Annotated in this window: 35 protein-coding genes; 14 read left to right on the top strand and 21 right to left on the bottom strand. The window is 39.7% G+C overall.

Annotated elements, in window-relative coordinates:
• Positions 1–51: 51 nt before the first annotated feature.
• The gene (locus AACT42_RS14345; RefSeq protein WP_094132968.1) at positions 52–507 is read right to left on the bottom strand and encodes a hypothetical protein; all 456 of its coding nucleotides are present in this window, start codon (positions 505–507) and stop codon (positions 52–54) included.
• A 125-nt stretch (positions 508–632) separates the two neighbouring features.
• On the opposite strand from AACT42_RS14345, the gene AACT42_RS14340 reads away from it, so the two are divergent.
• Entirely contained in the window at positions 633–1,868 is a 1,236-nt protein-coding gene (locus AACT42_RS14340) for a hypothetical protein (protein WP_094182905.1), read from the top strand.
• Between the two features lie 50 nt (positions 1,869–1,918).
• Here the strand turns inward: AACT42_RS14340 and AACT42_RS14335 are convergent, their stop codons facing one another.
• Positions 1,919–2,551 (bottom strand): hypothetical protein, encoded by a 633-nt coding sequence (locus AACT42_RS14335; protein WP_094131709.1) that lies wholly within the window; start codon positions 2,549–2,551, stop codon positions 1,919–1,921.
• Positions 2,552–2,844: 293 nt separating this feature from the next.
• On the opposite strand from AACT42_RS14335, the gene AACT42_RS14330 reads away from it, so the two are divergent.
• Complete coding sequence (locus AACT42_RS14330; RefSeq protein WP_045592331.1) at positions 2,845–3,363, top strand: hypothetical protein; 519 nt, start codon at positions 2,845–2,847, stop codon at positions 3,361–3,363.
• A 102-nt stretch (positions 3,364–3,465) separates the two neighbouring features.
• Positions 3,466–3,729, top strand: a complete 264-nt coding sequence (locus AACT42_RS14325) for a hypothetical protein (RefSeq protein WP_094131708.1) — start codon at positions 3,466–3,468, stop codon at positions 3,727–3,729.
• A 123-nt stretch (positions 3,730–3,852) separates the two neighbouring features.
• Here the strand turns inward: AACT42_RS14325 and AACT42_RS14320 are convergent, their stop codons facing one another.
• Genes AACT42_RS14320 through AACT42_RS14310 form a run of 3 tightly spaced genes read right to left on the bottom strand, consistent with a single transcriptional unit; the run spans position 3,853 to position 4,793 of the window.
• Positions 3,853–4,248: a hypothetical protein gene (locus AACT42_RS14320; RefSeq protein ID WP_094131707.1), complete on the bottom strand. Its 396-nt coding sequence runs from the start codon at positions 4,246–4,248 to the stop codon at positions 3,853–3,855.
• Positions 4,249–4,251: 3 nt separating this feature from the next.
• The gene (locus AACT42_RS14315; RefSeq protein ID WP_141193141.1) at positions 4,252–4,560 is read right to left on the bottom strand and encodes a hypothetical protein; all 309 of its coding nucleotides are present in this window, start codon (positions 4,558–4,560) and stop codon (positions 4,252–4,254) included.
• 8 nt (positions 4,561–4,568) lie between these two features.
• Complete coding sequence (locus AACT42_RS14310; protein WP_021485441.1) at positions 4,569–4,793, bottom strand: hypothetical protein; 225 nt, start codon at positions 4,791–4,793, stop codon at positions 4,569–4,571.
• Positions 4,794–4,993: 200 nt separating this feature from the next.
• Between AACT42_RS14310 and AACT42_RS14305 the strand changes: the two genes are divergently transcribed.
• The 6 genes from AACT42_RS14305 (at position 4,994) to AACT42_RS14280 (ending at position 8,441) form a co-directional block, all read left to right on the top strand.
• Positions 4,994–5,590 (top strand): hypothetical protein, encoded by a 597-nt coding sequence (locus AACT42_RS14305; protein ID WP_094131705.1) that lies wholly within the window; start codon positions 4,994–4,996, stop codon positions 5,588–5,590.
• A 99-nt stretch (positions 5,591–5,689) separates the two neighbouring features.
• On the top strand, positions 5,690–5,974 hold the full coding sequence (locus tag AACT42_RS14300) for a hypothetical protein (RefSeq protein ID WP_094131704.1): 285 nt from the start codon (positions 5,690–5,692) through the stop codon (positions 5,972–5,974).
• A 54-nt stretch (positions 5,975–6,028) separates the two neighbouring features.
• A complete protein-coding gene (locus tag AACT42_RS14295) occupies positions 6,029–6,694 on the top strand; it encodes a DUF262 domain-containing protein (RefSeq protein WP_094131703.1) in 666 nt (221 codons plus the stop codon).
• A gap of 99 nt (positions 6,695–6,793) precedes the next feature.
• A complete protein-coding gene (locus AACT42_RS14290) occupies positions 6,794–7,198 on the top strand; it encodes a hypothetical protein (RefSeq protein ID WP_094131702.1) in 405 nt (134 codons plus the stop codon).
• A 140-nt stretch (positions 7,199–7,338) separates the two neighbouring features.
• The gene (locus AACT42_RS14285) at positions 7,339–8,025 is read left to right on the top strand and encodes a hypothetical protein (protein ID WP_094182904.1); all 687 of its coding nucleotides are present in this window, start codon (positions 7,339–7,341) and stop codon (positions 8,023–8,025) included.
• Positions 8,026–8,174: 149 nt separating this feature from the next.
• On the top strand, positions 8,175–8,441 hold the full coding sequence (locus AACT42_RS14280) for a hypothetical protein (protein ID WP_094133815.1): 267 nt from the start codon (positions 8,175–8,177) through the stop codon (positions 8,439–8,441).
• Between the two features lie 155 nt (positions 8,442–8,596).
• Here AACT42_RS14280 and AACT42_RS14275 read toward each other — a convergent pair whose 3' ends face one another.
• From AACT42_RS14275 to AACT42_RS14265, 3 genes are all read right to left on the bottom strand, one after another.
• Positions 8,597–9,922 carry a type II toxin-antitoxin system HipA family toxin gene (locus AACT42_RS14275; protein ID WP_094133816.1) on the bottom strand — a complete coding sequence of 442 codons (1,326 nt, stop codon included), beginning with the start codon at positions 9,920–9,922 and terminating at the stop codon, positions 8,597–8,599.
• Positions 9,916–10,173 (bottom strand): helix-turn-helix domain-containing protein, encoded by a 258-nt coding sequence (locus tag AACT42_RS14270; protein WP_094133817.1) that lies wholly within the window; start codon positions 10,171–10,173, stop codon positions 9,916–9,918. Before AACT42_RS14270 ends, AACT42_RS14275 begins: the two co-directional genes overlap by 7 nt.
• Positions 10,174–10,408: 235 nt before the next feature.
• The gene (locus AACT42_RS14265) at positions 10,409–11,254 is read right to left on the bottom strand and encodes a hypothetical protein (protein ID WP_094133818.1); all 846 of its coding nucleotides are present in this window, start codon (positions 11,252–11,254) and stop codon (positions 10,409–10,411) included.
• A gap of 133 nt (positions 11,255–11,387) precedes the next feature.
• Between AACT42_RS14265 and AACT42_RS14260 the strand changes: the two genes are divergently transcribed.
• Together AACT42_RS14260 and AACT42_RS14255 are read left to right on the top strand one after the other, a co-directional pair.
• A complete protein-coding gene (locus AACT42_RS14260) occupies positions 11,388–12,260 on the top strand; it encodes an ATPase, T2SS/T4P/T4SS family (protein ID WP_094133819.1) in 873 nt (290 codons plus the stop codon).
• Positions 12,250–12,702, top strand: coding sequence for a hypothetical protein (locus AACT42_RS14255; RefSeq protein ID WP_094133820.1), 453 nt, complete (start codon positions 12,250–12,252; stop codon positions 12,700–12,702). Before AACT42_RS14260 ends, AACT42_RS14255 begins: the two co-directional genes overlap by 11 nt.
• 23 nt (positions 12,703–12,725) lie before the next feature.
• Here AACT42_RS14255 and AACT42_RS14250 read toward each other — a convergent pair whose 3' ends face one another.
• The 8 genes from AACT42_RS14250 to tnpA form a co-directional block, all read right to left on the bottom strand.
• The gene (locus tag AACT42_RS14250; protein ID WP_094133821.1) at positions 12,726–13,130 is read right to left on the bottom strand and encodes a hypothetical protein; all 405 of its coding nucleotides are present in this window, start codon (positions 13,128–13,130) and stop codon (positions 12,726–12,728) included.
• Between the two features lie 15 nt (positions 13,131–13,145).
• Positions 13,146–13,337 carry a hypothetical protein gene (locus AACT42_RS14245; protein WP_094133822.1) on the bottom strand — a complete coding sequence of 64 codons (192 nt, stop codon included), beginning with the start codon at positions 13,335–13,337 and terminating at the stop codon, positions 13,146–13,148.
• Between the two features lie 107 nt (positions 13,338–13,444).
• Positions 13,445–14,452, bottom strand: coding sequence for a hypothetical protein (locus AACT42_RS14240; protein WP_094133823.1), 1,008 nt, complete (start codon positions 14,450–14,452; stop codon positions 13,445–13,447).
• Between the two features lie 483 nt (positions 14,453–14,935).
• The gene (locus AACT42_RS14235; RefSeq protein ID WP_094182903.1) at positions 14,936–15,985 is read right to left on the bottom strand and encodes a ParB/RepB/Spo0J family partition protein; all 1,050 of its coding nucleotides are present in this window, start codon (positions 15,983–15,985) and stop codon (positions 14,936–14,938) included.
• A 206-nt stretch (positions 15,986–16,191) separates the two neighbouring features.
• Positions 16,192–17,241, bottom strand: coding sequence for a hypothetical protein (locus AACT42_RS14230; protein WP_094182902.1), 1,050 nt, complete (start codon positions 17,239–17,241; stop codon positions 16,192–16,194).
• 196 nt (positions 17,242–17,437) lie between these two features.
• Positions 17,438–18,025 carry a TerD family protein gene (locus AACT42_RS14225; protein WP_094182901.1) on the bottom strand — a complete coding sequence of 196 codons (588 nt, stop codon included), beginning with the start codon at positions 18,023–18,025 and terminating at the stop codon, positions 17,438–17,440.
• 173 nt (positions 18,026–18,198) lie between these two features.
• Positions 18,199–18,570, bottom strand: coding sequence for a hypothetical protein (locus AACT42_RS14220; RefSeq protein ID WP_094182900.1), 372 nt, complete (start codon positions 18,568–18,570; stop codon positions 18,199–18,201).
• 127 nt (positions 18,571–18,697) lie between these two features.
• Positions 18,698–19,111, bottom strand: coding sequence for an IS200/IS605 family transposase (gene tnpA / locus AACT42_RS14215; RefSeq protein WP_094182899.1), 414 nt, complete (start codon positions 19,109–19,111; stop codon positions 18,698–18,700).
• A 23-nt stretch (positions 19,112–19,134) separates the two neighbouring features.
• Here tnpA and AACT42_RS14210 point away from each other — a divergent pair, with 23 nt between their 5' ends.
• Both AACT42_RS14210 and AACT42_RS14205 read left to right on the top strand, forming a co-directional pair.
• On the top strand, positions 19,135–20,349 hold the full coding sequence (locus tag AACT42_RS14210) for an RNA-guided endonuclease InsQ/TnpB family protein (RefSeq protein WP_094182898.1): 1,215 nt from the start codon (positions 19,135–19,137) through the stop codon (positions 20,347–20,349).
• Positions 20,350–20,511: 162 nt separating this feature from the next.
• Positions 20,512–21,027 (top strand): hypothetical protein, encoded by a 516-nt coding sequence (locus AACT42_RS14205; RefSeq protein ID WP_094182897.1) that lies wholly within the window; start codon positions 20,512–20,514, stop codon positions 21,025–21,027.
• A 71-nt stretch (positions 21,028–21,098) separates the two neighbouring features.
• On the opposite strand, the gene AACT42_RS14200 is transcribed toward AACT42_RS14205, so the two are convergent.
• The 4 genes from AACT42_RS14200 to AACT42_RS14185 form a co-directional block, all read right to left on the bottom strand.
• Positions 21,099–21,422, bottom strand: coding sequence for a hypothetical protein (locus tag AACT42_RS14200; protein ID WP_094182896.1), 324 nt, complete (start codon positions 21,420–21,422; stop codon positions 21,099–21,101).
• A gap of 100 nt (positions 21,423–21,522) precedes the next feature.
• The gene (locus AACT42_RS14195; RefSeq protein WP_141194980.1) at positions 21,523–21,873 is read right to left on the bottom strand and encodes a hypothetical protein; all 351 of its coding nucleotides are present in this window, start codon (positions 21,871–21,873) and stop codon (positions 21,523–21,525) included.
• Positions 21,874–21,970: 97 nt separating this feature from the next.
• On the bottom strand, positions 21,971–22,339 hold the full coding sequence (locus AACT42_RS14190; protein ID WP_094182894.1) for a hypothetical protein: 369 nt from the start codon (positions 22,337–22,339) through the stop codon (positions 21,971–21,973).
• Between the two features lie 54 nt (positions 22,340–22,393).
• Entirely contained in the window at positions 22,394–22,741 is a 348-nt protein-coding gene (locus AACT42_RS14185) for a hypothetical protein (protein WP_053318218.1), read from the bottom strand.
• A 152-nt stretch (positions 22,742–22,893) separates the two neighbouring features.
• Here AACT42_RS14185 and AACT42_RS14180 point away from each other — a divergent pair, with 152 nt between their 5' ends.
• On the top strand, positions 22,894–23,718 hold the full coding sequence (locus AACT42_RS14180; protein WP_094133545.1) for an RNA-guided endonuclease TnpB family protein: 825 nt from the start codon (positions 22,894–22,896) through the stop codon (positions 23,716–23,718).
• A gap of 79 nt (positions 23,719–23,797) precedes the next feature.
• Here AACT42_RS14180 and AACT42_RS14175 read toward each other — a convergent pair whose 3' ends face one another.
• Positions 23,798–24,514 (bottom strand): hypothetical protein, encoded by a 717-nt coding sequence (locus AACT42_RS14175; protein ID WP_094133544.1) that lies wholly within the window; start codon positions 24,512–24,514, stop codon positions 23,798–23,800.
• Between the last annotated feature and the right edge of the window lie 117 nt (positions 24,515–24,631).

The following is a 24,631-nucleotide window of genomic DNA, read 5'->3' as shown; positions in this document are numbered from 1 at the left end:
ACATGATGTAAAAAGTCAGCCCTGAGATTGAATGTCTCAGGGCTTGTTATTTTATTGATAGCAACATGGCACTTTCTCAATACCTTCCTTATTGCAATAGGGGATTGCCTTTGAAGCATCACTTATCAAAGTTTTTACATTATCTTCTGAAGCATCAAACTTAAATCCAGCATTCTTATTGACTTCATAGCAAACTAATTGCTTTAAATCCTCGCTACCACTTATCTTTGTTCCAAGCAGTCCAGGGTATATATCCCATCCAATGGGGATTTCCTTCAAATACCCTTGCTCTTTTAGCTCTGACGTTTCGAAGCTTGGAGTTATTACCTTACCATCAGCTTTATATGCAATGTAAGCGGCGTTAACCTGTTGAGCTTGATTTATGTATTTTGCGCTTTCCGCTGATATCTTTTGTTCCTTGTATATGTCTCCGCCGTAAAAATACATAGCGCCACTAACAAGAGCCAGAATTGCTATAGATATCAAGACTATAACTAAGTTACTCATGATGTTACCTAACCTTTTATTATTATTTATTTATTGATATTAGTGTGATCGATGTCATAATAATATTTATAACATAAATAAAAATTAATTAAATTAAAAATAATACGTATTGGTTGGGAAATAATATGATTACGAATATGCCAGCCCACAAAAGGCTACTCGCAATTGCGATCCTAGCAACTCTTAATTCTCATGCGATTGCCAGTGAGGAAAGCGGGGTAGGGGATGGTGATTACTTCATAAAGATTCACGTAGCTGAGACCCTTAGCTATTGGGATGACGGTGGCACTCGGGCTACAACTTGGAAAAAGTATGGCGAGCCATACAATTGCAATGATTGGTCTTCTTTTGATTCTTCTGCTGAACCTGGCACCTCTTATTTACAGCAAGCGACTTGCTCTCAAGATGAAACGCGCACAGTTACTTACATATCTCAAGATAGGTTTTCTGACGCTGTAATGGAGCAGGAAGAGATCGAAAGAAGAACGATTGACGTGACACTATCAAGAAGCGTTAACGTTGTTTCTGATGGCTTTGAGGACGTTTCAGCTCCGTATGACTGCTCAGACTGGGAAGCCGACTCATCAAAATCATTTAGCAAAATGGAATACCACAGAATCCAGCAATGCAGCGTGAATCAGTCAGCAACATTTAAACATATGATTGATGGTCTAGAGGCGTTCTCTGTCGCTCAGGAACAGGTAGCGATTAAAGACATGCAAGAGACACTAGAAAGAGATAATCGCTCATGCTTGACCCTGTTAGAGCAGGATTCCAGCCTCAAAAACGATGTGTATCCGCTTAAGGGTTCAAATTACCAGTGTGATATGGCTGGTGGAGGATGGACTCTTGTTAATTACACGGATCTAAGTAGCGGCAATTACGGAGATTTCAGCAAAACCTCTCTTGGTGGTAAGACTGCACTTTGGGCTATCTTCCACAGCCACGCCAATGGCTCATACCAAGATCGCAAGTTCTTTACCAACACCGATAATTTACCGTGGAGCCAAGCGAAAATCACTTTCAAAGCTGAACTATTCAGCTCAGTAGACAGCTACAGCAATACGCATGGTGGCGCGGTAAATCGAGACGATGTTATAAACGGGATGTTCTTTGACGGTTTAAGCATTACCACAGACAGCGGCAAGCTTGTTCATGCTGTCACAAGGTACGATAACGCCGCAAGACGTAGCCAGCTTGGGATTCCTGATAGCAAGTCATTTATAGGCTCGGGAACTCATTCATTCACCTTTGATAATGGCTCGATTACAACGGATAGGTTGAAGCTTAGAGGCATTGCCGATCAATACTACAGTGATGAGGCAGTAGGATTTAGTCAATACGTAGTATGGCTAAAATAGAAAACACAGAATGCCTAGCAGCCACGCTAGGCATTTATTTTATGCGCTTTTTAAATTACTTTTCGGGTCACTTGAAACTCTAAGTGCTCGTACAAACAAGCGTTAAAGAAATTCCCATCTGCAATATCCTCGATAGAAAATGTCTCAAACACCCAATTCATCGCTTGCTCTAAAGTGAATTGGTAAACCTTTTTTTCTAACTCGCCAACCGCGAAATATGCTGCGGAACCTTGTTCTTCTTGAAAGCGAAGAAACTGGAAGTAATCCTGAATAGCCTCAACATGTTGAAAACTTTGGCTAAAAAGGTTCGATTTATATTTCTCTTGGAAGTATCGAATAACAACCTTCTTAAGCTCTTCCTTTGCCTCTTTTTCGTTACCATGCGCAGTTGCAAAGCTATCATCATAAAAGACAAAGTCCTCGCCTGACAGAGATGTACTACCAATCACATTCACTTGCAGGAGGATGACCTCACGCTGTAGTGAATTCTCATCAGTGATGAAGAATTTATCCAGAGTATGATCATTATGACCTGAAGCTTCGTCGCCATGAAGCATAATGACAGCCATGCGATTAACGACATTCTGCCCCTTTCTTCCGAGCTTGGAGCCAGAAACCGCTTCATAAGCAGTCTTAATTCGGTTTAGAAAGTCATTTTTTGAAATGTTGATGATCTGTAGCATTACGATTCCCTCTTTGCTGAACCCATATTCATGTCTACTCAATTCCATAAAATTCAGCATTAAAGAAAAAGCTAAATCTATGATTTATTTATATGCAGAATTCCGCCACACCTTATTACTAGGCTGAGTAGTGCGAGGCTCTGAAACCTCAGCGAGCAACCTTCACTGCTTAGGTGATAACCACTCGTTAAATTCAATATACCAAAATCACAGGAAATATACAAGAATTATTGACTTAAAAAGCGCACAAACATATAATTACCTGTAATTTAAGCCATTGAGATTTAGACACCATGCAGACTTCACCATTAATGAAATCATTCGGACTCGTTCAATTGGCTGTGAGTCAACTCGATAGGAACACCTTTGACGAAGAGGAACTGAAAGATCTTCCAAGCGTAAAAGAGCAGCTTATCGCGCTTACAATGCAGTATTCATCAGACAAGACAATTGAAAATCAGATCCGTGATTGTTTAACTGGTAACTATTTGTTCGCAATTAACAACAAGCTGTCAGAAATTCTTGAGGTCGATAACCCCCTTGATGTCGAAGGGTTTGCGCCTGTATTTGCCGTAGCATCACACACTGGCGACAACTACTTTGAGCCTCGCGAGTTCATGAAATTCTCAACCGATTATTTCATGGAGGGGGATGGTATTAACTTTGATGAGTTCATCTTTAATCACTTCGAGAACAAGCTTCTAAAACATGCTTCTTCATCTGATTCCGATACCGTAATTGGGCTTGTGGAGTACTCATCATCTGGAGCTAGAGTCATTGGCGAACCGATGAATGGCTATCTCGAATCGTAGTGTACATAAATACCAAGGACTAGATCCTGATGATGCCTCTACCAAATGGCTGGAAGAACGCCCAGCCTTAAAACGCCTCTACGAATAGGACGGAAAATAAAAATGAAAGCGAGTACAGATACGTTGGAGTTAGGTGATAAAGTTATATTCCGCTGTGACGAATATGGCGATGGTAATATCGTGGACTTTGACGGTTCGGTTCAAGATATAAATGATAAGGGCGTTGATGTGCTTTATCTCAGTGGTTACAAGTCTAGAAATGACTTCATCCCCTTTAAAGATGTAATCGCAAAAGTGGATTTAAAAGCCCCTAGAATCAAGTTAAAAAGCGGCTCTTTCAGTGGTCACTTAATTGAGTTTGAATAATAACGGGAAATACTGATTCAGGTATTATCGAATCTAATATCTGATTTTACTGACCCACTCCTTAATCCGAATAGCCCATAAAAAAGATTGCTGCGTTTCATCGCAGCAATCTTTAAAACCCTCTCACCTATTAAAATTCTTATTCAAACACTCTTTTGAGATCTGATCGGTAGGACAAAGCCATTCATTATTGATAACAAATACGTCTTGTTTCATGTTTGGTACTATCCTTTGACCAATTTCGAAACGATACACGCCTTGCTTTGCAATTACATTTAGTACTGGTTTTTCGTTACGAGGGCTGGCTTGTCTATGTTCAATTTGTTTATCAATATCAATCCTGAAGCTATAGACATCAAGCTTTTGAACCATCTTGTTAGGATCGTTATTCATGTCATCATAGCTAGTAAGATCCACTGACGACAGAGCAAACAAAAGAAGCAACATCCCTAATAACATCAAGTAACTCGATATACCTAGTTCTTCTTTTTGCTTAGAGCCGTTCTTTTTCTTTTTCATAATCTATTTCAAAATCAATTGAGTTTGATTTTGTCCCGCTTTGTTTTTCATTACCGTTTTCTTCGCTTTTTCATTACTGACTTCTACTAGTGGGTAGTCTTTCAAATCATAGTCAGTAAATGGGATTGTGTTCGTATATTGACTATAAGGAACTAAGCCAGTTAAACGCACAATCTGATCTTCAATCGCTTTTGATAAAAGCATCGCCCCCTTAAGAGAGTCCACTTTAATTCGGTAGGTGAAATGAATTACCGTGCCTGGCTCAGACTTATCTCGCATCATGCACGTTATAAAATATTGTTGCTTCTTCATACCAAAAACTATTCCAGCCCACCAGTGATTTTATGCATAAAAACAGTAAAGGCAAAAACGGCTGCATTCTTCTGTTCAACATTATCAGTGCTTGTAAAAGACCTCTCCCATAAAGCATCTAAATCCTTCATGAAGCCATCAAACATTGCTTTACCTTCTGGCGACAATTTTTCGATTTCTTTTTCGAAAAAAGCCTTTTGTTGAGCCAGCTCTATTTCTAAAGGGTCATTCATATTTATTCCTCATTATTTTTAGACCTGATTATACCTAACTTTCTGTTAAATATAAAATACTTTATTTGATTTTAATAAAAAAAGAACACTGTCGTGTTCACGTACCAAGCCTAGTCATTTTTTTTCTTTATTGCTTGTTATTACTTTACTTTTTAACAAATAAATATATAATGGTGAACATCAAATAAAAGGAACACACCATGAAAAATCTAGTCATCCAAAACGCAAAAGAAGCTATTGCTTATAACGCCTTAAACGTTTCCGTTGATCTCCTGATCAGTCCATTTCGTGAAGAATATGAGCACGGAGACGATACTTATGATCTACCCTCTGAAACCATGTCTAACTTTGTTCATAGTTTTAAACATCTAGACTACACAGAACAAGAGCTATCTCTTGCCCTGGCTGAAGCTAAAGGAGATCTGTTTGCATCCTTATGTAATGCAGTTAAGGACTCGCCTTACAAAGCCCCAGAGAAAGTAAACCCTCTACAGCGTGTACGCGCTCACGGTCTCATGCATGGCGCACTTACTTTAATTTCTGACTGGCTTGTTACTGTAGAGAAAGATGAATCACTAAAGGCACTGGTGACAAACATCTTAAAGCAAAAACCAGCATCAGAGTATATGTCTTGCCGAGGAACGCTAGTGCATTGTTCATTAAGTAGTGGTGATATCAACATGATTTACGATGCAATCGATGCGCTTTACGAAGATAAAGCGTTTCTTGAGGCAAAAGAGATGGTTGAATCCCTATACGTATCGCACTTTGAAGAGTTCGTTAAGAGTTACTATTAATTATCTATTTAATAATTAAAGATATTTTGTTGACTTTAATTGTTAAAAATGTATAATCATAAACATAGAGTTGAGTCATCGAACGATTAAGGGAATCACATGGAAAACATCATCTCACTACAATCACTGGTTAGCGCATCAACTGCAATGTCTAAAAATCAACGCGGTCAAAAATCAGGATCTGCTGATAACATTCAACCTGTGACAATCCCTGTTCATGCCATCAATGAAGATGAAGTCGCTATTCTTAATGGTGTTCATCGTGCAGTTGCATTGCTACGTCTAGGCACCGTGTTAAAAGGTTATTGCAAAGAAACAGGCAAGACGTATCTGATCACAGAAGATGAAGCACAGTGTAAACTCATCTACACAGAGATTAAATAAAACTAATCGGTATTGGCTCTAGCTTGTCTAGAGCCTATCTTAATAGGCAGCGATATGACCAACGAAGAAAAATTGCAATTGTTTGAGCACCAGTGCCGACATAGTACCTACACCTTATTTGCTCATGAAACCAGCATTGAGCTGCATGATGCTTTTGACCGACTAGGCTTTTACCTTTTCAGATCTGAATACCGTCAGTTGCTAAAGGAAAAGGGCATCAGTAGCGTAGCCGAGGCAAATTCACTTGAGTTACTAAAGGAGCTTGCCGAAAAAGTTCTATCGTGTGTACCTGAATTCCAGCGTGATAACGACAAATGGACTTCGGATATGCAAGAATCCTTTATCCATAACCTATTAAAAGGCTTTAAGGCTCCTGACATCATCTTATATTCACTGGATGGTAGTAACAGCAACTGCTTTATCTTGGACGGGCTACAGCGTCTTACAGCGGTCATGCGGTTTTTGGTCTTGAGCGATATGAAATTCCCTATTGGTAATGGTGAATTCATCGAAAGCAAGCTAGTTACGGATGCAGGCTTTAGTTTCTTTGGTATGCGAAGCTCAGCTCTGAGAATCAAGGTATTCCATTTTAAAAATGAGCTGGCTGCTGTTGACCACTACATTGAAATCAATGAGAACATCACTCACTCAACCGACGATATCCAGAGAGCAAAAGAATATCGAGCGAAGCTCATTGAGTCGGCTAACGCACCACAGTAAAAAATCAACCTAAAACGCTCTATTTAATAGGGCGTTTATTTACGTTGACCAATATTCTTATTTATTTATAATTAAAAATATAAATTGAGGACACAAACAATGAAATCACTTATTGAAACCAAAGATTTGTGCGCATCAATCCGAGAGCGTAAAGATGTCTTATATACATCCGTTCACCGTGATTTCCTTGAGTTCTTACAGTTGGTGGACTCATCAAATCCAAGCACTCAAACGCACTACACTGGTTTAGATGAGTGGTCAAAGCCGATTTATGAGCGTATCCGAGGCGAGATGTATAAGCATGGCTTTATCAGTGGCGATGTAGAGGGCAATAAGCAAAAACCCTTAGGTCAATTTTGGTTTGGCGTGTATAGCATTTTGTCAAAAATCACCTATTCACCAAATCTAAATAGTGAAGTTGCAGATCATCATTCGAGCGCGAAAGAGCGTAATGATGCATTGATCATTGAGCTTAATTACATTAAAACCGCATTAGGTATTTAACCTAGTGAAATAATCGATTCAGATGGCATATACGTGAGCGAAAATAAAGAAAAGGTCTATCCTGAGTGTGAGAAGATTTTTCTTTGAAAAAACTGGTTTGCATTGTATCATTTCTCAAATTAATAAAAAATGTTAACCATATGATTTACGAAGAAATAAAAGAATATTACTTAAACCATGATTTGGTCAGAGGGAATATGTCAATTCTTTTGAATTTTGCTCATATCAAAATACTGTTTGATTCTCAGCCTCCCCATTTAGATAAATACGCTTTATTATCACCTCTTTTTAGAAAAGCAATAAAAGGCTCTTTAGCCCCTCACTTTTCTGAAGCTGGTATTAAACGAAACCGACCAAATCTAGACGTAAAAAAATCCATATTAAGCCTCTGTGCCAAGGAAAATATTTTTGAACTAGAAATCGAATTCACTTATCAGGGTGAGAAATTAATCGTTAATAATACAGATAAATCAGATAAATATTTTGAACATAACTACAACATGCTTTTTCGATTTTTAGAATTAGAAGAACAACTTGATTTGGAAAAAATCACTTGTGAACAAGCTTGTGAACTTCTTAGTAAAGAGGCAAAAGATCCGATGTTTTTACTTAGTGATGAAATCAAAGGAAATCTGTTTTTTTGCGATATTGCTTCGATTAAGATTAACGCATTATGGCAGAAACCTAAAGAGCTTGATAAGCGCCTAATCGAGTCCTCACCAGAAAGCGTCATACAAGCAATGCGTGAGATTTGTAATGTGGAAACCTTGAAACGCATTATTGAGCGATCTGAATCCATTGAGTGCGAAAGCAGACTTCAGCGTTAAGTGAAAACACAAACTCAGATCAAATTAATTGCTGTTCCTTTTTGCTGTTTTACATAAAACTTTCAATGATTCCTTGTTTATCAATTTTATTTTCTTTATCATTTATTTAAATGTTTAAATGTTTAAATGTTTAAATGAGTATTTATATTATGGCAAATTATTTATTGTTTGATGCAAGCAGAAAAGGTTTTGATGACGGCAAGGGAAATGATGTTTCTTTGGGAGAACATTTAGAATATTTGAGTGCTTACGGTGGAACGCCAGACCATTATGATTCACTTGAAAATGTAACTTACGCTCAAATGAAAGCTCATGTATCAAAGCTTCCTATTCAAGTTTATGTGGTAGACGAATCTCAACATAGAGTTGTTTATAAATCCCCATCAAGAGAAAATAGTCTTTCACCAAGCATGTAAGATTAAATTGCCCTTAAATGCCATCCAGCATGGATGGCGTTTTTATTTTACATAAGTTACTCACCCAATAAATAGTTGGCAACGTAAACAGTGACCATAATTTAATTGACACAAACCTCGCCCGATGAGAGCGGGATTAGTCACTTTTTATCAAACTAATTATTCAGACCAAGACTCAGTTTTTTCACTGATTTTGTTAATCCCTCAAAGATTTTATCCCGAACATTCTCATTGATATCATCTGGAAGATTGTTCCCAACTAGATCGATAACCTGTCCACAATCAGCAATAAACTCATCCAGAATATCTCTCATAGAGTCCGATGAATACTTCACCAGCCTCGCTGTACCGATAAAATGTCTAGGCTGTATCAGATGCCACTTACGTTTGTATCCGCTACTTGCCTTTAGTCCCATTGCCAGCTTGATTTTTCTTTCATGAAGCCCTCTACCACCCATAAGAGGGTAGGCTGACATAATGTCGTACAAAGGCGTTAATCGGTACTTACCATGAGGCTCTATGAATAGCGAAAAGTTTTTTGAGTGACCATCTATTGCAGCAAGTAAATAGAAGAGAACTTGAGAACGCATAAAGGTTCTCCTGTCTTCCTGAGGAACCTCTGAGCCAAGAAGATGATCCATTATTCCTTCAATACCGATACCACCATCTGATTCATATTTGCTTGCCGATGGCATACCAGACACCTGGCAAAAGTCTTCTTGAGGCAAGCGTACAATCCAATCCTTTAGTTGTGAGAATCGTCTATCGAAACGCTTAACGGCAAGCGCCCTTACTCCACCAGCCCTAATAACGTCACAAGAGGCTGTAGGCAGTCCAAACGCTTCAGAAAGCCTCATACACACGAGTTCATTATCAACACTGGTTGTTAGGTCTAAAACGCTGTCCTGCGTCCGTATTTCACCAATCGGAAGTTTTATAATGTGTGTGGTTGGAGTTGCACCTTGCGGTATAAACCAACGCTCATCCAACTTCAATAAGGCAGTTTTCTCTTGAGCGCCAGCAATGGAGATCCTGAAATCATCATTTCCATCAACCATGCCTAAAGGGATATTGTCTGCATAGGAATTAAGAACTTGTTCAAGCTTTATAAGGGAAAGCTCAGTAGCTCTTATCCCCTTAAATTCTGGAATCGGTTCGCCTTCAGGAATAAGGGTGATTGCCCCAACACTATCGCGCCCTATCTTTTCCAAAAGATCGAATGGCTGTTTTGTTTTGGCACCGTATCGAGCAACGATTCGGTCTCGAACCTGAGGGTTATCTGGAAGCAGGTTGTCGAAAAAGTTAATCACTATATCCCCCCTGTACGGCTCACGGCGAAGGGGGATTGATAATGATATCGGGCGAGATTTAGTAGAGTTTAACCATTCTTCGCCGTATTGAAAGCGATGAGCACCACTAGGTTCTTTAGTGAACACCCCTACCGACTCACCATTCATTAACACGCGTAATTGCTTTACCATTTCTCATCACTCTCATTATCAGTTTTTGGGTCGATGCTTTGACCTTTCGGCACAATATGCATTTCCAAATTTAACGATGATAAGATTCGAAATAGCGTCTGAATGCTGGTGGTTTCAGGATTAACCTCAAACTTTGAAACCGTGTCTTGTTTTATCCCTACTGGATCGGCAACTTTTGCTTGAGATAGCTTCCTGCTTTTTCTTTTATCACGAAGATGTATTGCTAACTGCCTGGATGATGTTATCAACATAACAATTCCTCATTTTACCCTCGATAAAGGGTAGTTTTAGTTTTACCCGCAGTCAAGGGTAAAACGTATTTTACCCCCATTAGAGGGTAAATTTATCTCTACCCCCTACAGAGGGTAAAACACAGCAAGCTGTGAACTTCAATTGGGTTTTGTCGTTCCTCTTATAAGTGCAGCATATGTGACTTTTAGAGAAAAAAGTCACACTCAACCACTAAAAGGTTATTATTATGCACTTTTAACCGTGCATCTCTTCAATGATTGCTTTAGCGTGTTCATCAATTAGCTTTGATTCTTCAGGCGTAAGAATGCGGTCAAAGGCATCAAGATAAAACGGACAACGCTTCATCATATCTGATAAGAATGCACGGTACGACTCATCTTTGTTTAACTTAAGCCAGCGACTCTTAGCCGTAATAGCTTCCTCGGTTTCCTTTGTTAGTTCACCGAATTGCCCAAGCTCGCTAATTTGAAGTTTGTATAGAGCATCAATTTCACGGTGGTTTACCGTCTTAAGACGGTACTTTTCGCCATTATCGCGAGTCCAGAATGGTTTTGAATAGAAGCTATTAAGGCTATCGCCCATTAAGGTTCCCAGAAGCTCTAACGTGTCATCACTGGTGTCTTTCTTCAGAATGAATACGTACATATCTTCGACTTCCTCAACCTTCACTGAGCGGAATGCGCAGTGATGCTCAAAATCGAATGTTAACTCATTTAAGTCAATAACTGAGATGATTGCTGTACGTGATACTTGCTCAGGACTCTCATCAGCAAAAAGCAGGTTATCTCGACCAATAGCCACTCCGCCAAATTCATTAGGTTCAGGAGACTTGAACTTTTGCCAAATATCGTTCATTGGCAATTCTGTTAAGGACGAGTCTTTAAATTGTCGGTTGTACGGATCTCGGATTTCAATTTCCTGCTTGTCGATGAATACTGCGATAGTATTTTCATCCAGCTTGTTACCGATTAGTTTGAAGCCCATAAAGTCACCCGCTTTAAAGCTATCAGTGACCATCACACCTGTAATGATCAGGTTGTTATGAATTTTACGGATAACAAGTTCAAGTTTAGGAGTCATGATGATTTCCGATTTAATTATTTAATTTATGCCTCTATTATACATTAATGAAGTTTTTGGTCAATGTTTTGCGGTATTTTATTTATTTAATTAATCTGTATAATGCTTGTTATCAACAATAAAGGAAAAAAATATGAAAATTTCAGGAAAAACATCTGATACAGGCATAAGACCAGAACAAGAAAAGCTGATCCGTGAAGTTCTTAACGAATGCGTTGGTATTTTCATCGTTGCTAGTCCTGGTCACGCTCAAGGCACAGCTCAAGAAACAATTCAATTTCTACTTAATAACTGTTTCTCATGTGAAAATATCAACATCGAGAAGGTTCAAGGAAGAGACCAAGATGAGTTTGACCGCTCATTCCTAAACTCATTGCGCAATGACCCTGATATTGTCGTGCTTGATGAAATTAAAGGAAATCAGGAGTTGAAAGCGATGACTGATTCTGCCCTAAGTGGTCATCAAGTAATAACCACTGTTTCGTCAGCTAGTGCATTTTCAGTATTTAAGCGATTAGAAACGCTAGGGGTTGATCGAGAGCTGCTTGGCAATTCACATTTTATCAATGGCATCCTATACCAAATCCCCGTTGACAAGTTGACTCCAGAAAACTCCATTACATTTGATGAATATCAGAAACGTCCTGAAGCAAAGCAAAAGGTTATAGATTGCGTCAATGAGATTTTCATGCCTGATGAAATCGCAAACATTCGCTTTAGAAAGTCTGACGAAAACCGCTTCAGCAACGAAACATTTTTGATTGCAGAGTATCTTAAGGTAACTCCGAAATTACGTGAAATGATTGCTAACAACAAATTCGATGAAGCTTTAGAACACCATATACAAAACGGCGCTGTATCGATTGATATTGATGGCAAAATGATTTATTCAGGTCTGGAAAACATACATATCAGTGCGCTTGAAGCAATTAAAAACGGCTTCTGTGATATCCGAGAAATCAATAAGAAACTATCCATTTTTGGCGATCTGGAAAATGAAGATTAAAAACGGTTTTAATACTGGTGTTTTTGAAGGCGTGCTCTTGTGCATTGGCATAATACTGTCCTGCACTGTGGGCGCGACAACATTCATAAAACCAGATAATGAAGCTCAGAATAAAAATGAAATCATTCAATCTGTTTCTAATCCAATTGAGTTTGGTTATACGCAAATAGCTCATTCTGATGGATGGGATGAGCAAAACAAGTGGATCGGCGTTAATGTGTATCGAATTGTTCTCAAGCAGGGCGATAAGGTAGCTGTTGGTGATTTTGGCATTCAAGGTATGCCAAACGTACCGAAAGGCTCTGAGGGCATTGTATGGCGTAGCAAAAGCGATGGATTCCTGGATGATGTATCCAAACTTTCAGACTTGCCAGAAGCATTCAACATGCTTTCCAAAGGTGAACGGTTCTACAATCTTGATTTCTTAAAATCGAGCAAATAAAAGTCAAAATGAGAGCGGGGTAGTTAGCCCCGTTTCTCCATCAAGTTTTCGATTGAGAAATTCGGCTTAATGGCATAACACATTGACTCAATATGATTGCAGCCCAAATTGTACGCAGCGGCATATCTTGCGCATCTATTTACATCCTGAAAAACAACCGCTTTGCTTTTTTCGTTAGCCAACTCCTGGAATGAACTCATATCAATACCATCGTATGAGACCTTACCCATGATGGTACACATTCCGCCCTTAACCATGCCACCAGAACGCTTTCCCTGACCGCGACTCAATCCCCAATCAATAGTTTTTCTGATAATCGGCAACTGCCCTTGGTTTTTTAGGATGTAGTCAGAATGCTTCTCGATAAACTGAATAGCTTCTTGTTTGTTTTTCGATAAGCCTAACTTGGGAGATTCCACCATCTGCATTGTAATACCGTAGCTTTAATTTTTAACATAATGGCACTTTTCACGTACATATGTGATTTTCATGCCTTCATCTCTAAGTTCTTTTAGGGCTTGTTTAAATGGATATCCGCTACCATCAAAAGGACGAACAGAAGAACGAATATTGCTCTTGATGTTATCAATCTCTCTTCTGTGTGAGTTCGAAATGGTTTTAGCTCCGCGCTGCATTCTAATCACCTTATTTGCGTTCGACTTTTAAACTGCCATGCAGTCATTACAAAAATAGCATCACCCATTGACACCGTAAAAGCCCCACGAGGGGGCTTGCAAATCAGCTAGATTTGCTCTTGTTTGTACTCAACCATGATTTCGTACATTCCGTATGTAAGATCAGGGATCATGTCAACCAACATATTTGGTCGTCCATTCTCACATAGCCATTCAACAATCTGATCAAAGTCTTTATCTTCAAGATCTTCATCGTCAATACCTGCATCACTCATAACGTCCTGAGTAACGCTATGTGCAATCAGATCATTTTTTTCAAATGACGCATTCTCTTCCGCATACTGACGGAAGAACTCAAGCAACTGACGGTCATGCTCATCTGCGCTTAATGTGTTGTAAACAGAGATATTATCAATACCTTCATCTTGACCTTCAGCCTTGTCAGTCTTGATGATGGTGTGAATCGTCACAAAGCGTTTCTCTGGCTCTTGAACTGGCTCTGGCAGAGCCTTAGGCGCGGTTTTGCATTCAACTTCAGTGATGGTGTGATTACCCTCAACACAGCTTAACGACACCACATGCTCAAAAATTGCTTCTTGAACCTCAAGCTCTGCGTTAGAAGAATACTCCAAAAGCTCTGCCACATCTTCATCAGTCAATTCATCAACTGATTTACCTGCCTCATCCAAGAATCGTTCTGCGTAATCAGAGCCTGTCTCATCAATCGCTTCGATAAGCATAGATGCATTAATTGCAAGCGACACGGTATCAGCAAGGTAGCTCAATACGTTAGAGTAGAGTTGTCTCTTAACCTCATCTTCGCTTGATCCTGTTACGGTTGAGCTATCGTCTTCATAAGTGTTCTCATGGCGATAGTTTTCAGTGCCAACCCACATGAACGAAGCGGTTTCAGATTGAGACTCTTCTTTCCAGAACTGCTCTAAATTGTGTTCGTGCTGACCATCAGCTCTACCGCCGTGTAAGATCTGCACCATTGCCGCATTTAAGATTTGAGTTCGCTTCTTTTTCAGCGGTGATTGCATTGCGCCTTCAATAGCTGACGCTAGGCGGTTTTCGAATTCTTCTTTAGAAACGTTTAAGATTAGCTTTGACATAATATTAATCCTTATATCGTGACCAGATTTTTATTTCGTGTCTATCTCGTTCCACTTTCAATCCAGTCACTTTAATAGACTAATATTAAGATTGAATTTGGTAATCAATCGAATTCGCCATTACAGACAATCTGTATGAGATAAAACCAGGCTCGATAAACCTCGACTTCCAACCAGTCAGTGTACAAGCACTGCCAACCAGAAGATGTATATAGTTATACATGGATTAGTCTTGAGAGTCAATATTTATTTTAGTTAAGAGGCGATAAATCGCCTCAGAAACAATGTTTCTTTTCTTCTTGGGCTTTTTCTTTATCTGAACCGCAAAAACCCCGCCGAAGCAGGGTCGTTTTTTCAACTTCACACTTATGGTAGTGACTCTCCAATACCAATATTCTATTGATTCATAAGCATCTCTGTCAATGATATTTATAAAATAAAAAAAGAGACGGGGTTAACCGTCTCTCTTTAATTTCTGGTGTCTTATGCTGCGATTTCTAGCTGTTCTTCTGATTTTTCTTCAAGAACAACACCTTCTTTTTCGTCTTGCTTCGCTTTCACTGCAAGCTCTTTCATCATCTGGTCAGCTTTAGCGTTGTGAGTTTCAATCTCGTCAAGCTCAGCAGCCAGCGACAGCAGTTTTTTAGCCATTTCAGCAGTCATGGTTAGTTTAACTTCTTGCTCTTCTTCAAGAGCTTCTAGCGTTACCTGTGAAGCCAGAGAAGACACGATATCACCCATGCTGTTTACTTTCTTTGGTGCCAGCTTGATTTTTTTCAGAGCTGATGTACCAGTTGATTTAGCAGGATTTTCACCTTTCTCTTTTGCCGCTTTCTTTTCAGATTTAGCGCGAACTTCTTCTTTAGCCATTGCCAGGGCAATATCAGCACCGTGCTTACGAATATTGTTCCAAGCGTTAGTCGCTGAGTAGTCACCAGCCTGAATCATTGCTTTCAGCTCCTGAGGGGCTTTTAGCAGTAACAGGTAGTTGTTTACTTGCGCAGGGGTAGTGCCTAGCTCTTCCGCTACTTGAGTTTGGTTTAGACCCATACCCATCATGCGGTTGTAAGCGTTAGCAAGCTCAATTGCTGTTAGAGGGCGACCTTCCGCAGACTTAATCATGCGAGCAAGCTGGTCTACTTCGTTGCCTGTTACTTCGATAACAGATACCGCTTTCAGATCCACGCCACTTTCAATAGCTTTGTAGATTGCAACAGTGCGGTGATGACCTTCTACCACTTTCAAGCGTTGAACGCCATCCACTTCCACAACTACTACTTCGATTGGCGGAACGTACTTACCGTCAGTGTAAGAGCGTACAAAGCCTTCTACGTGTTCAGCATCGATATCGCGAACGTTGAAACCTTCTTCAATCCAAAGCAGGCGAGGATCAGCATTGAAGCCGTTTACGCGCTTAACTTCGATATCCTTGTTGCCACTTAGCTTACGAAGACCGTCTTTAGAAGCCAGTGCTACACCAGTAGCGGTTGCAGTTGCAGTTGCGATTGCTTTTTGAATGTTAGTAGTAGTCATGGTGTGTTCCTTCTTTGCTATTCTTTAATTTAACGCCCTGTGCGTCTTGATGTGTTTAATAATATACTTGTTGGCGGCAGAGTCAAGCATATTTTTTTAATTATTTAATTAATTTATTCAATAAAAAATAAAAATTGCCTGCACCAGGAATTAATCATAAAAAAAGAGGCAGTGAAATCACTACCTCTTGTCTTTGTTTTAACCGCTTATGCTGCGATTTCTAGCTGTTCTTCTGATTTTTCTTCAAGAACAACACCTTCTTTTTCTTCTTGCTTCGCTTTCACCGCAAGCTCTTTCATCATCTGATCAGCTTTAGCGTTGTGAGTCTCAATCTCGTCAAGCTCAGCAGCCAGAGACAGCAGCTTTTTAGCCATTTCAGCAGTCATGGTTAGCTTAACTTCTTTCTCTTCTTCAAGAGACTCTAGCGATACCTGCGTAGCTAGAGAGGTTACGATTGCACCCATACCCGTTACTTTTTTAGGTGCCAGCTTGATTTTTTTCAGAGCTGATGTGCCAGTTGATTTAGCAGGCTTTTCACCATTAGCTTTAGCCGCTTTCTTTTCAGATTTGGCGCGAACTTCTTCTTTAGCCATTGCCATTGCAATATCAGCACCGTGCTTACGAATGTTGTTCCAAGCGTTAGTCGCTGAGTATTCACCAGACTGAATCATCGCTTTCAGCTCCTGAGGCGCTTTAAGCAGCAGTAGGTAGTTGTTTACTTGGGCAGGGGTAGTGCCTAGCTCTTCCGCTACTTGAGTTTGGTTCAGTCCCATACCCATCATACGGTTGTAAGCGTTAGCAAGCTCAATCGCTGTTAGGGGGCGACCTTCCGCAGACTTAATCATGCGAGCAAGCTGGTCTACTTCGTTGCCTGTTACTTCGATAACAGATACCGCTTTCAGATCTACGCCGTTTTCAATTGCTTGGTAAATAGCAACAGTACGGTGATGGCCTTCTACTACTTTCAGGCGTTGAACTCCGTCAACTTCCACAACTACTACTTCGATTGGCGGAACGTATTTACCGTCTGTGTATGAGCGTACAAAGCCTTCTACATGTTCTGCGTCGATATCACGAACGTTGAAACCTTCTTCAATCCAAAGCATACGAGGATCGGCGTTGAAGCCGTTTACGCGCTTAACTTCGATATCCTTATTGCCGCTTAGCTTACGCAGACCGTCTTTAGAAGCCAGTGCTACACCAGTAGCGGTTGCAGTTGCAGTTGCGATTGCTTTTTGAATGTTAGTAGTAGTCATGGTGCGTTCCTTCTATGAGATTCTTTTATTTAACGCCTTGTGCGTCTTGATGTGTTTAATAATACATTAGTTGGCGGCAGAGTCAATGTCTACTTTTTAATTATTTAATGTTTTTTGCATCACTTTTATTTGCAAAGAAAAAAAGACGGAAAATCCGTCTTTTAAGATAAGTGTGCATTTAAGCCTTGAAAGGGAGTTACTTTCTTCCTGGTGTCCAGTTCATGTTCCAGCCATGCGCTCTATCCATAGCCTCATGACCTTTAAAATACTCTTCTAATCTTGTAACCTTGATTGAACCATTATCATTTTCAAGCATTGCAATTGCGCACATTGTTTTACCATTCTGAGCATTTTCCATATTGACCACAATGTCTTCGTGACCTGCAACCTTAACAGTAACCACTCCATCAATGCCATTCCAATTGCTGACCCCATTGTAAATGTAAGCGAAGACAAGAACCCGTTGGATATGATTCCACTTACTTGCATTCACATCCATATTTTCACCTGAATCACTCTCACCTGTACGGTCGTCATGATCAAGTTTGATATACGGCTCGCTTTGTAAAGAACCAAAAGCGTTACCAAGAGCCTGTACGCAACCTTTACGTCCATTCTTTAGTTCATATAAACAACCCAAATCCAGATCTGCATTAGTGCCTAAAACTGAAGCAAAAAAGCCTTTTTTTTGATTCCAATTAAGATTAATGCCTATCTTTCCTACAACAGACTCTTTTTTAAGTGAAATAACGGGATTTTTTTTGGTTAAAATGATGGTATTCATTATTGCGCCTTTTATTGATTCATTTTGATAAGCATCGTATCAAAGACACGTTTAAGGAGCAATAAATAACCATTAAGCCCCCAAAGCCAGATGAATATAGCTTGAACCCAAAAGAAAACCCCGCCAGGTTGTTCCTTAGCGGGGTTTTAGCAATAACTGAGCTGACTAAGAGCTTAGCTATTTTTGTTGCCGTAGAAGCTGAAAAACGGCTCCAATGTTTCACTCAGAAGGGATGCGAGTTGAGACTCAAGAACCTCTTGAGCCACTTCAAATGTTGTTAAATGCATCTCAATAGGAAACGCATCTTTTGAAGGGTTAAATTCAAGGTATTTCATGCTGTGATCGGACACTTTGATAACCTGAATTTTAGCGTTGTGTTGGATAAGCACTTCAACACACTTACTTTGATTTAGTTCTCGGATGATTTCGCGAGCCAGCAGGTTTAACTCATCAGAATAGATGCCTTTGCGGTTCGCAGACTCAACCGCACCATCTTCATCGTAGTTGATAAATCCGATTTTCATGCTCATAACTGATTCTTTCATGGAGACCTCATTCTCAATACATGGTTGTTTTCTACCCAAAAGCGCCAAGTGCTCCATCTAAATCTAATGAGCCTAAGCGAGTTAATTTAGGTGGTGGTGAAAGGCGCACCACCACGAAGTGGTGGCTTTAATCAAATCCTTCCTGCTGATCTAAATACTGCTTTACGATTTCAAGTGGCGCTCCTCCACAACTCACCAGGCAATAGCTCCTGCTGTAAAAAACTGGCTTCCAGTAAAACTTACCCAAGTGCTCAGAAAACTCCTTCCTCACAAGTCTTGAAGTGGCAGTTTTCAAGCTGTTCACCATCTTGCTTGGCTGTATTTGGGGATTTGCAGAAATCAAAAGGTGAAGATGATCGGTTTCGCCGTTGCACTCCAAAAGCTCACAGTCCCAAGTTTCAAGCAACCTTCTATACTGGGACTCTAAGTACGCAGCAACCTCTGGCGTAATGCAGCGACGACGATATTTAGTTACAAGAACTAAATGGTAATGAATATTATAAACGCTGTGATATAGCGTGTTTAGGGATTGTTTTTTCATAATAACCAAATATAATCAATTGTATGAAAAAAGCAATCCGTAAAGTTACATACAAACTGAAACCATCAGTTTCTCAAGAAGAATCGCTGATGAATTTGTTTGTGCATCATCACCAGTTGTATAACTGGGCTTTACGTGATCGCATCGAAACATACCGCAATTCTGATTACGGCCTTAGCTTTTCAGAGCAGTGCAAAATCAACACACTTTGGCGCAATAACCGCAAAGTACATGGCATATTTAACGCGAATTCTCAAAGTGAACAAGTTACATTAAAGCGTGTCGCACTGGCTTTTGATGGATTTTTTCGCCGCTTAAAGAAAGGTGATAAAAAAGCTGGATTCCCACGTTTTAAACCGTTTCAACGCTTTAAAGGTTGGGGCTACAAAGCGCATGGTGACGGTTGGAAACTTCATCTAAAAGAGAAAAAGCATGGCGCAGTTTATCTGGCTGATGTTGGGATCGTTAAGATACGAGGAAAAGCCAGGAATGATGGTGGCAAGCCGAAAACTGCCGAAATTATCAGAAAGAATGACGAATGGTTTATCTCAGTTTCAATGGAATATGATTCTATTGAAAGGCAGTGTGGCACTAAGGCCATTGGTTTAGACTGGGGTGTTTCTCATTATTTTTCAACTATCGATCAAGATGGTCATTTTAAACAAGTTGAAAACCCGCGCTATCTCAGAAACAGCAAAGAGTTATTAGCGGCTTTGCAACGCGACCTTGCGTTAGCAAAAAAGGGGACTCGCGCCCATCGCAAATTGAAGCACAGAATTGCTAAACTGCACCAAAAAATCGCCCGTCAACGACTCGATTTTACTCATAAAGAAACGGCAAAATTAGTGAAAGTGGCGGCATTAATTGCCACTGAAAAACTCACCGTTAAGAACATGACCAGCAGCGCCAAAGGCACTGCCGAGAAGCATGGGAAGAACGTCAAACAGAAGGCTGGCCTGAATCGGGAAATCCTGAACACTGCGCCAGCCATGACTCTTAATTTGCTGCGATACAAAGCGGAAGAAGCTAGTAGCGAATTTGTTGAAGTACCAACAAAGCAAGTTAAGCCAAGTCAAACATGTCCAAACTGCGGAGCTAGGAAGAAAAAATCCTTAGCTGAACGCTGGCATTCATGCGAATGTGGCTGTGAGAAGCCCCGCGATGTCGCCAGTGCGCAAGTTAATTTAAACTGGGCGTTAGGTATTCAGGCTGGGAACCAGCCTAAAAAGGCAGCTTAGCTTTCTTTTTGAAACTCCTTCAAAACGCGCCGCGTTTAGTGGGAGTTGTTCATTATACAACTCAATGCACCAAAGTCAATTTATTTAATAAAAATATTGACCGAACTACTGAGAGTTGTATAATTAAATCAATTAAGGGGTTTCCAATAAAAGGTGTAATTTATGACATTAAGCAAGAGAAGTGTTGCCAGCAAAATTCTAATCGCAATTACTTTTTCGGCTGGAATTATGGCTGGAGACTATGTAAGAGCGGCATATTCAGCAATGACCACTAACGATGAGGAATCACGCTACCAAATCTCTCAGGTTGTGGTAGATGAAAGCCTGGCTGATGCCTGCTACTCATTAGAAATCCACTATTCAAACGCATCTAATGTTCTTCACGATATTTCAGCAGAATGCGACACTGGCGATGGTGTTTATCGCGCACGAGAGACAGCTATTTCCAACATCGATTACTCGTTAATTGAAGAAATTCCTGCGTTTTATAAAGGAATTGAAATCTTGAGTAAGCTTAAGGCAATGCACATTGCTGACTGCTACGGTGCCGAGCGATGCCTTACTGTTCGTGTTGATACTCATGATGAAAAAATGATGGCGTTGATGAATTCTGGCGAACTAGCTGAAAAAATCAATCCGCTACTTGTTCGAATGCAATTAAGCTCAGAACAGCTTTAAATTCTAACTGGGTTAGACCTATAATGCTCAAAATGAAAAAATAAATTGAGAAGTCATTTTGAGCATTAAACTCATCTAGACTCTTGCTTTATTATGTTAGCTAGATTCTCTTTAATACACGAAGAAACTCTTCCAACGGATGACATACCAGTAAACTCACAAATCTCTCTATCTAAACATACCAAGTCATAGTTACTAGACAATATTGAATCCGCATTGAATTCAAATTCATTATCAAAACTCATGTTTTTTATTTTATAGTCTGGGTCATAGAATGAAAGTGCAGCCTTACTACCAACAAGTTTTATATAAATATTTAGCTCAAAATTAGTAAACTTAATAATTAATACATACTCATTTTTACGTTGTTTATAGCAATGATTACATATATACATAGCGAACACCTTTTAATTTAATTATTAATCAAAATAAAAGATTGTATGTAATAATTCAAACCTTAAAAAGCCCGCTTTTCAAAGCGGGCTTAGCTGATTATTAGTCGTATAGGAAGTCGCCTGGATCTTCATCGTCTAGCAGCCAGTTCAAGCTTAACTGGTCTGGGGATGGCTGACCGCTTTCAAATTCAAATGAGTTATCGTAAGCCTTAATCAAAGAATTGCTGTATCTCAGATACCTTACCGTTGTAATTGTTTTGAACGAGCCTTGCTCATCGTAATAATCGTAAGAAGCCTTATCAAAGCTCTCCTGGCTACTGTAATCTTTTCGTACAGGCGCGTCATGAGCAATTTTTGATAATAGCGCAAGATTCATCTCCCTTGCACTATCAGTAGAGACATTACATCCAGTAATTAATAAGGCTAAAGTACAAACTAAAAGTATCTTCATGCTTATCTTAGCGCGATAAAAGCGTCCTCAAATGGATAATCTTTAACTTCAATGCTTAAGCCATTGCCAGCAATGGCAGCAATGGCAGCAACAATTGCTAGTATTCTGATGTGCCTACCCATTCACCTTTGTGGGTAAATGCGTTCCATGTATCACCTACAACATCGTGACCCGATAACTCCATTGCCTCAAGATCTAATGCTTTTCCAATCCAAGTTGGTTCAATATCTTTTGGCATTTCAGTTTCTAACAGATCGGCAAAAACATGAATGACCTCATCTTTAGGAACTGGACGCATAAACTTGAAAGGCTGAGCAACACTGGTCTCATTAACAAACACAATCTCTTGACTGTCATTCACAACCCAGACTTTTTCTGAGTAATACTCAAGATGCTCCTTAGAGCCAATGCGTTGCTGCAATACCTCTTTTGAGCTTTTGTTAATTAGTTGAACAAACCCAAACATAACGCCTCCTAAAAGATGTGCGCCCGACTTTTTCAGGCGCGTAATAAATCTGTGTTATTCGTTTTCTTCTTTACAGAATGGACAAGCCTTACATGAAAAGCAGCCTGGACAACCGCAGTCATTACCACCACAATCACAGCAGTTGTAATGTTCGTGACAGCAATCTCCATTACCATCCATCTCTTCACACATGTTTTCTAAGATTTCATTGATACCTGCCTCTACACGGCTTAGAGCGTCTTGAGTTTTAAATTCAGGTGAAACCATAAGAGTACCATCATCGACAGCGCAACTGTAAATAGTCACTTTACCGCTACATCTCTTCAGGTATTGGTTAATCAGTACCAATTTACCTTTACGATTAAGCTCTGGACTTGAAATGGTTAGCTGTAAGTTACTCATAGTATTTCCCCGTGACTTCATGTTTTTAATTATACATATTTAACAGTTAAATTCAATAAATTAGTTTTGTTTTTTATCAAATAAAAACCGAGTAATATGATTAAAAACTAAAGAGTAAATACGATGAAGTATAAAATTGTAGATGGCAGTCTATACAAGACTCAGTAATAAACTCACTAAAACTCGAATCAGATAGCGGGTTCGACTCTGTAGCCATCAATCTTGATAAAGCTTTCTCGAACTTTTTCAATCCAAAGCTAAAAGCTAAATTTCCTAAGTTTAAGCGTAAACACGGTTATCAGAGCAGTTACCACTGCACTGGTTTAAAAATCCTTGAAAACGCAATCAAGATCCCGAAATGCAAACCTATCAAAGCTAAGATCCACCGAGAGATAAGCGGGACGCTAAAAAGCATTACCATCTCTAAATCTAGCACAGGTAAATTTTATGCTTCAATCCTAGTCGATTGCGGTAAATATAAAAACCTAAGACGAAAACAAAAAGCCCTGATTCGATGTAAAAAAGGCTCTAAAAATAGAGCGAAAGCAAGGCTATTGCTTGCTAAAGCACATGAGCGTGTGGCTAACGCTCGGAATGATTTTCAGCACCAGCTTTCAAAACGAATTATTGACGAAAACCAAGCGATAATTGTTGAAACGCTAAAATCATCCAACATGCTCAAAAACAAACGACTTGCGAAACGCATTGCTGATGCGGCTTGGGGAGCATTTGTCTCTAAGTTGGCATATAAATCAGACATGTACGGCAAGTGGCTGATTAAGTGCGATCAGTGGCTACCCTCTTCGAAGACCTGCTCTTGTTGCGGCTACAAGATGGATAAAATGCCACTCCAGATCAGGGTATGGACTTGCCCGAGCTGTAATGAAGTACACTGCCGAGATACCAACTCAGGCAAAAACTTGCGTAATGCAGGGTTAATTGAATTAAAAGCGGCTGGATTGACCGTTTCTGCTTGATGATGCCTGCGTAAATCCTAATCATGAATTAGGTTGCGGCAAACGATTCAAGAAGCCTCGCCCGATAGGGCGGGGAGAATCACCAAGACTCTGGCTTGCAACCTTTCAAACTTAACAACTCTGCTTGCGCTTGCGCATATTGAACCGTTTGAGTTGCCGAGTAATTATCATTGCTTACAGCGCGACAGTATCGATCAAAAGCGCCTTGCAAGCGTTCTGCTTGTTTAACATCAAGACCACCAATCTTTTTAAAGTCCCATGACTCAATAATTAGGCTAGGGGTGATAGATTGCTCACTGAATTTAACGGTGAACTTACCTTCAATCAAATTACTTTCTAGATCTGAAAGGTTTTTCACATCGCGCTCAGATAAGTACGAAATGAAACCATCTACGCCTGGGTATTCACAGAACTTTTCTGATAGTTCACGCGACAACTCGTGAACAAAGCCTAACCATTCACCCAACTTTAAACCTTCAACGTAAGGGATCACAAAATCAGACATGGTACTTGAGCATTTCAGATTTGGATGCAATTCATGAAGCGGCTTGCAATCGGGAGTAATCGGATTGATAAAGCCCTTAATGCTATGCATGTTAAATGAGTTGCAGTTTGGGAGATCCGCCATGCACATTGGTGTATCTTCATCGTCGTCCATATCATCAAAACCTAACTCAGCTTTGATTTGTTCAAAGTGAATATCATCTACTTCAACGGCTTGCAGGTAAAAAAATGAAAACGGTTTGCCTTCTTCCGCTTGAGAGATAATAGCTGTATGAGCTGCGATGAATTTCATAATGAATACCTTTTTTAATTCGATTTAATAATTTAATTATACATGAATTAGATTTAGAGTAAATAAAAAAAGACAGCTTATTGCTGTCTTTCTGTGTTTTTAACTGAAAAATGTGGC

It is taken from the genome of Vibrio sp. V15_P4S5T153 (assembly GCF_963874485.1).
GTDB lineage: Bacteria > Pseudomonadota > Gammaproteobacteria > Enterobacterales > Vibrionaceae > Vibrio > Vibrio anguillarum.
Note: the sequence above shows the minus strand (reverse complement) of the source record. Positions and strands in the feature narration are given on the sequence as shown.

Excerpts from the sequence above, each read along its gene's own strand:
- AACT42_RS14345 (WP_094132968.1), bottom strand. The coding sequence starts at position 507 with ATGAGTAACTTAGTTATAGTCTTGATATCTATAGCAATTCTGGCTCTT.
- AACT42_RS14340 (WP_094182905.1), top strand. The coding sequence starts at position 633 with ATGATTACGAATATGCCAGCCCACAAAAGGCTACTCGCAATTGCGATC.
- AACT42_RS14335 (WP_094131709.1), bottom strand. The coding sequence starts at position 2,551 with ATGCTACAGATCATCAACATTTCAAAAAATGACTTTCTAAACCGAATT.
- AACT42_RS14330 (WP_045592331.1), top strand. The coding sequence starts at position 2,845 with ATGCAGACTTCACCATTAATGAAATCATTCGGACTCGTTCAATTGGCT.
- AACT42_RS14325 (WP_094131708.1), top strand. The coding sequence starts at position 3,466 with ATGAAAGCGAGTACAGATACGTTGGAGTTAGGTGATAAAGTTATATTC.
- AACT42_RS14320 (WP_094131707.1), bottom strand. The coding sequence starts at position 4,248 with ATGAAAAAGAAAAAGAACGGCTCTAAGCAAAAAGAAGAACTAGGTATA.
- AACT42_RS14315 (WP_141193141.1), bottom strand. The coding sequence starts at position 4,560 with ATGAAGAAGCAACAATATTTTATAACGTGCATGATGCGAGATAAGTCT.
- AACT42_RS14310 (WP_021485441.1), bottom strand. The coding sequence starts at position 4,793 with ATGAATGACCCTTTAGAAATAGAGCTGGCTCAACAAAAGGCTTTTTTC.
- AACT42_RS14305 (WP_094131705.1), top strand. The coding sequence starts at position 4,994 with ATGAAAAATCTAGTCATCCAAAACGCAAAAGAAGCTATTGCTTATAAC.
- AACT42_RS14300 (WP_094131704.1), top strand. The coding sequence starts at position 5,690 with ATGGAAAACATCATCTCACTACAATCACTGGTTAGCGCATCAACTGCA.
- AACT42_RS14295 (WP_094131703.1), top strand. The coding sequence starts at position 6,029 with ATGACCAACGAAGAAAAATTGCAATTGTTTGAGCACCAGTGCCGACAT.
- AACT42_RS14290 (WP_094131702.1), top strand. The coding sequence starts at position 6,794 with ATGAAATCACTTATTGAAACCAAAGATTTGTGCGCATCAATCCGAGAG.
- AACT42_RS14285 (WP_094182904.1), top strand. The coding sequence starts at position 7,339 with ATGATTTACGAAGAAATAAAAGAATATTACTTAAACCATGATTTGGTC.
- AACT42_RS14280 (WP_094133815.1), top strand. The coding sequence starts at position 8,175 with ATGGCAAATTATTTATTGTTTGATGCAAGCAGAAAAGGTTTTGATGAC.
- AACT42_RS14275 (WP_094133816.1), bottom strand. The coding sequence starts at position 9,922 with ATGGTAAAGCAATTACGCGTGTTAATGAATGGTGAGTCGGTAGGGGTG.
- AACT42_RS14270 (WP_094133817.1), bottom strand. The coding sequence starts at position 10,173 with ATGTTGATAACATCATCCAGGCAGTTAGCAATACATCTTCGTGATAAA.
- AACT42_RS14265 (WP_094133818.1), bottom strand. The coding sequence starts at position 11,254 with ATGACTCCTAAACTTGAACTTGTTATCCGTAAAATTCATAACAACCTG.
- AACT42_RS14260 (WP_094133819.1), top strand. The coding sequence starts at position 11,388 with ATGAAAATTTCAGGAAAAACATCTGATACAGGCATAAGACCAGAACAA.
- AACT42_RS14255 (WP_094133820.1), top strand. The coding sequence starts at position 12,250 with ATGAAGATTAAAAACGGTTTTAATACTGGTGTTTTTGAAGGCGTGCTC.
- AACT42_RS14250 (WP_094133821.1), bottom strand. The coding sequence starts at position 13,130 with ATGCAGATGGTGGAATCTCCCAAGTTAGGCTTATCGAAAAACAAACAA.
- AACT42_RS14245 (WP_094133822.1), bottom strand. The coding sequence starts at position 13,337 with ATGCAGCGCGGAGCTAAAACCATTTCGAACTCACACAGAAGAGAGATT.
- AACT42_RS14240 (WP_094133823.1), bottom strand. The coding sequence starts at position 14,452 with ATGTCAAAGCTAATCTTAAACGTTTCTAAAGAAGAATTCGAAAACCGC.
- AACT42_RS14235 (WP_094182903.1), bottom strand. The coding sequence starts at position 15,985 with ATGACTACTACTAACATTCAAAAAGCAATCGCAACTGCAACTGCAACC.
- AACT42_RS14230 (WP_094182902.1), bottom strand. The coding sequence starts at position 17,241 with ATGACTACTACTAACATTCAAAAAGCAATCGCAACTGCAACTGCAACC.
- AACT42_RS14225 (WP_094182901.1), bottom strand. The coding sequence starts at position 18,025 with ATGAATACCATCATTTTAACCAAAAAAAATCCCGTTATTTCACTTAAA.
- AACT42_RS14220 (WP_094182900.1), bottom strand. The coding sequence starts at position 18,570 with ATGAAAGAATCAGTTATGAGCATGAAAATCGGATTTATCAACTACGAT.
- tnpA (WP_094182899.1), bottom strand. The coding sequence starts at position 19,111 with ATGAAAAAACAATCCCTAAACACGCTATATCACAGCGTTTATAATATT.
- AACT42_RS14210 (WP_094182898.1), top strand. The coding sequence starts at position 19,135 with ATGAAAAAAGCAATCCGTAAAGTTACATACAAACTGAAACCATCAGTT.
- AACT42_RS14205 (WP_094182897.1), top strand. The coding sequence starts at position 20,512 with ATGACATTAAGCAAGAGAAGTGTTGCCAGCAAAATTCTAATCGCAATT.
- AACT42_RS14200 (WP_094182896.1), bottom strand. The coding sequence starts at position 21,422 with ATGTATATATGTAATCATTGCTATAAACAACGTAAAAATGAGTATGTA.
- AACT42_RS14195 (WP_141194980.1), bottom strand. The coding sequence starts at position 21,873 with ATGAAGATACTTTTAGTTTGTACTTTAGCCTTATTAATTACTGGATGT.
- AACT42_RS14190 (WP_094182894.1), bottom strand. The coding sequence starts at position 22,339 with ATGTTTGGGTTTGTTCAACTAATTAACAAAAGCTCAAAAGAGGTATTG.
- AACT42_RS14185 (WP_053318218.1), bottom strand. The coding sequence starts at position 22,741 with ATGAGTAACTTACAGCTAACCATTTCAAGTCCAGAGCTTAATCGTAAA.
- AACT42_RS14175 (WP_094133544.1), bottom strand. The coding sequence starts at position 24,514 with ATGAAATTCATCGCAGCTCATACAGCTATTATCTCTCAAGCGGAAGAA.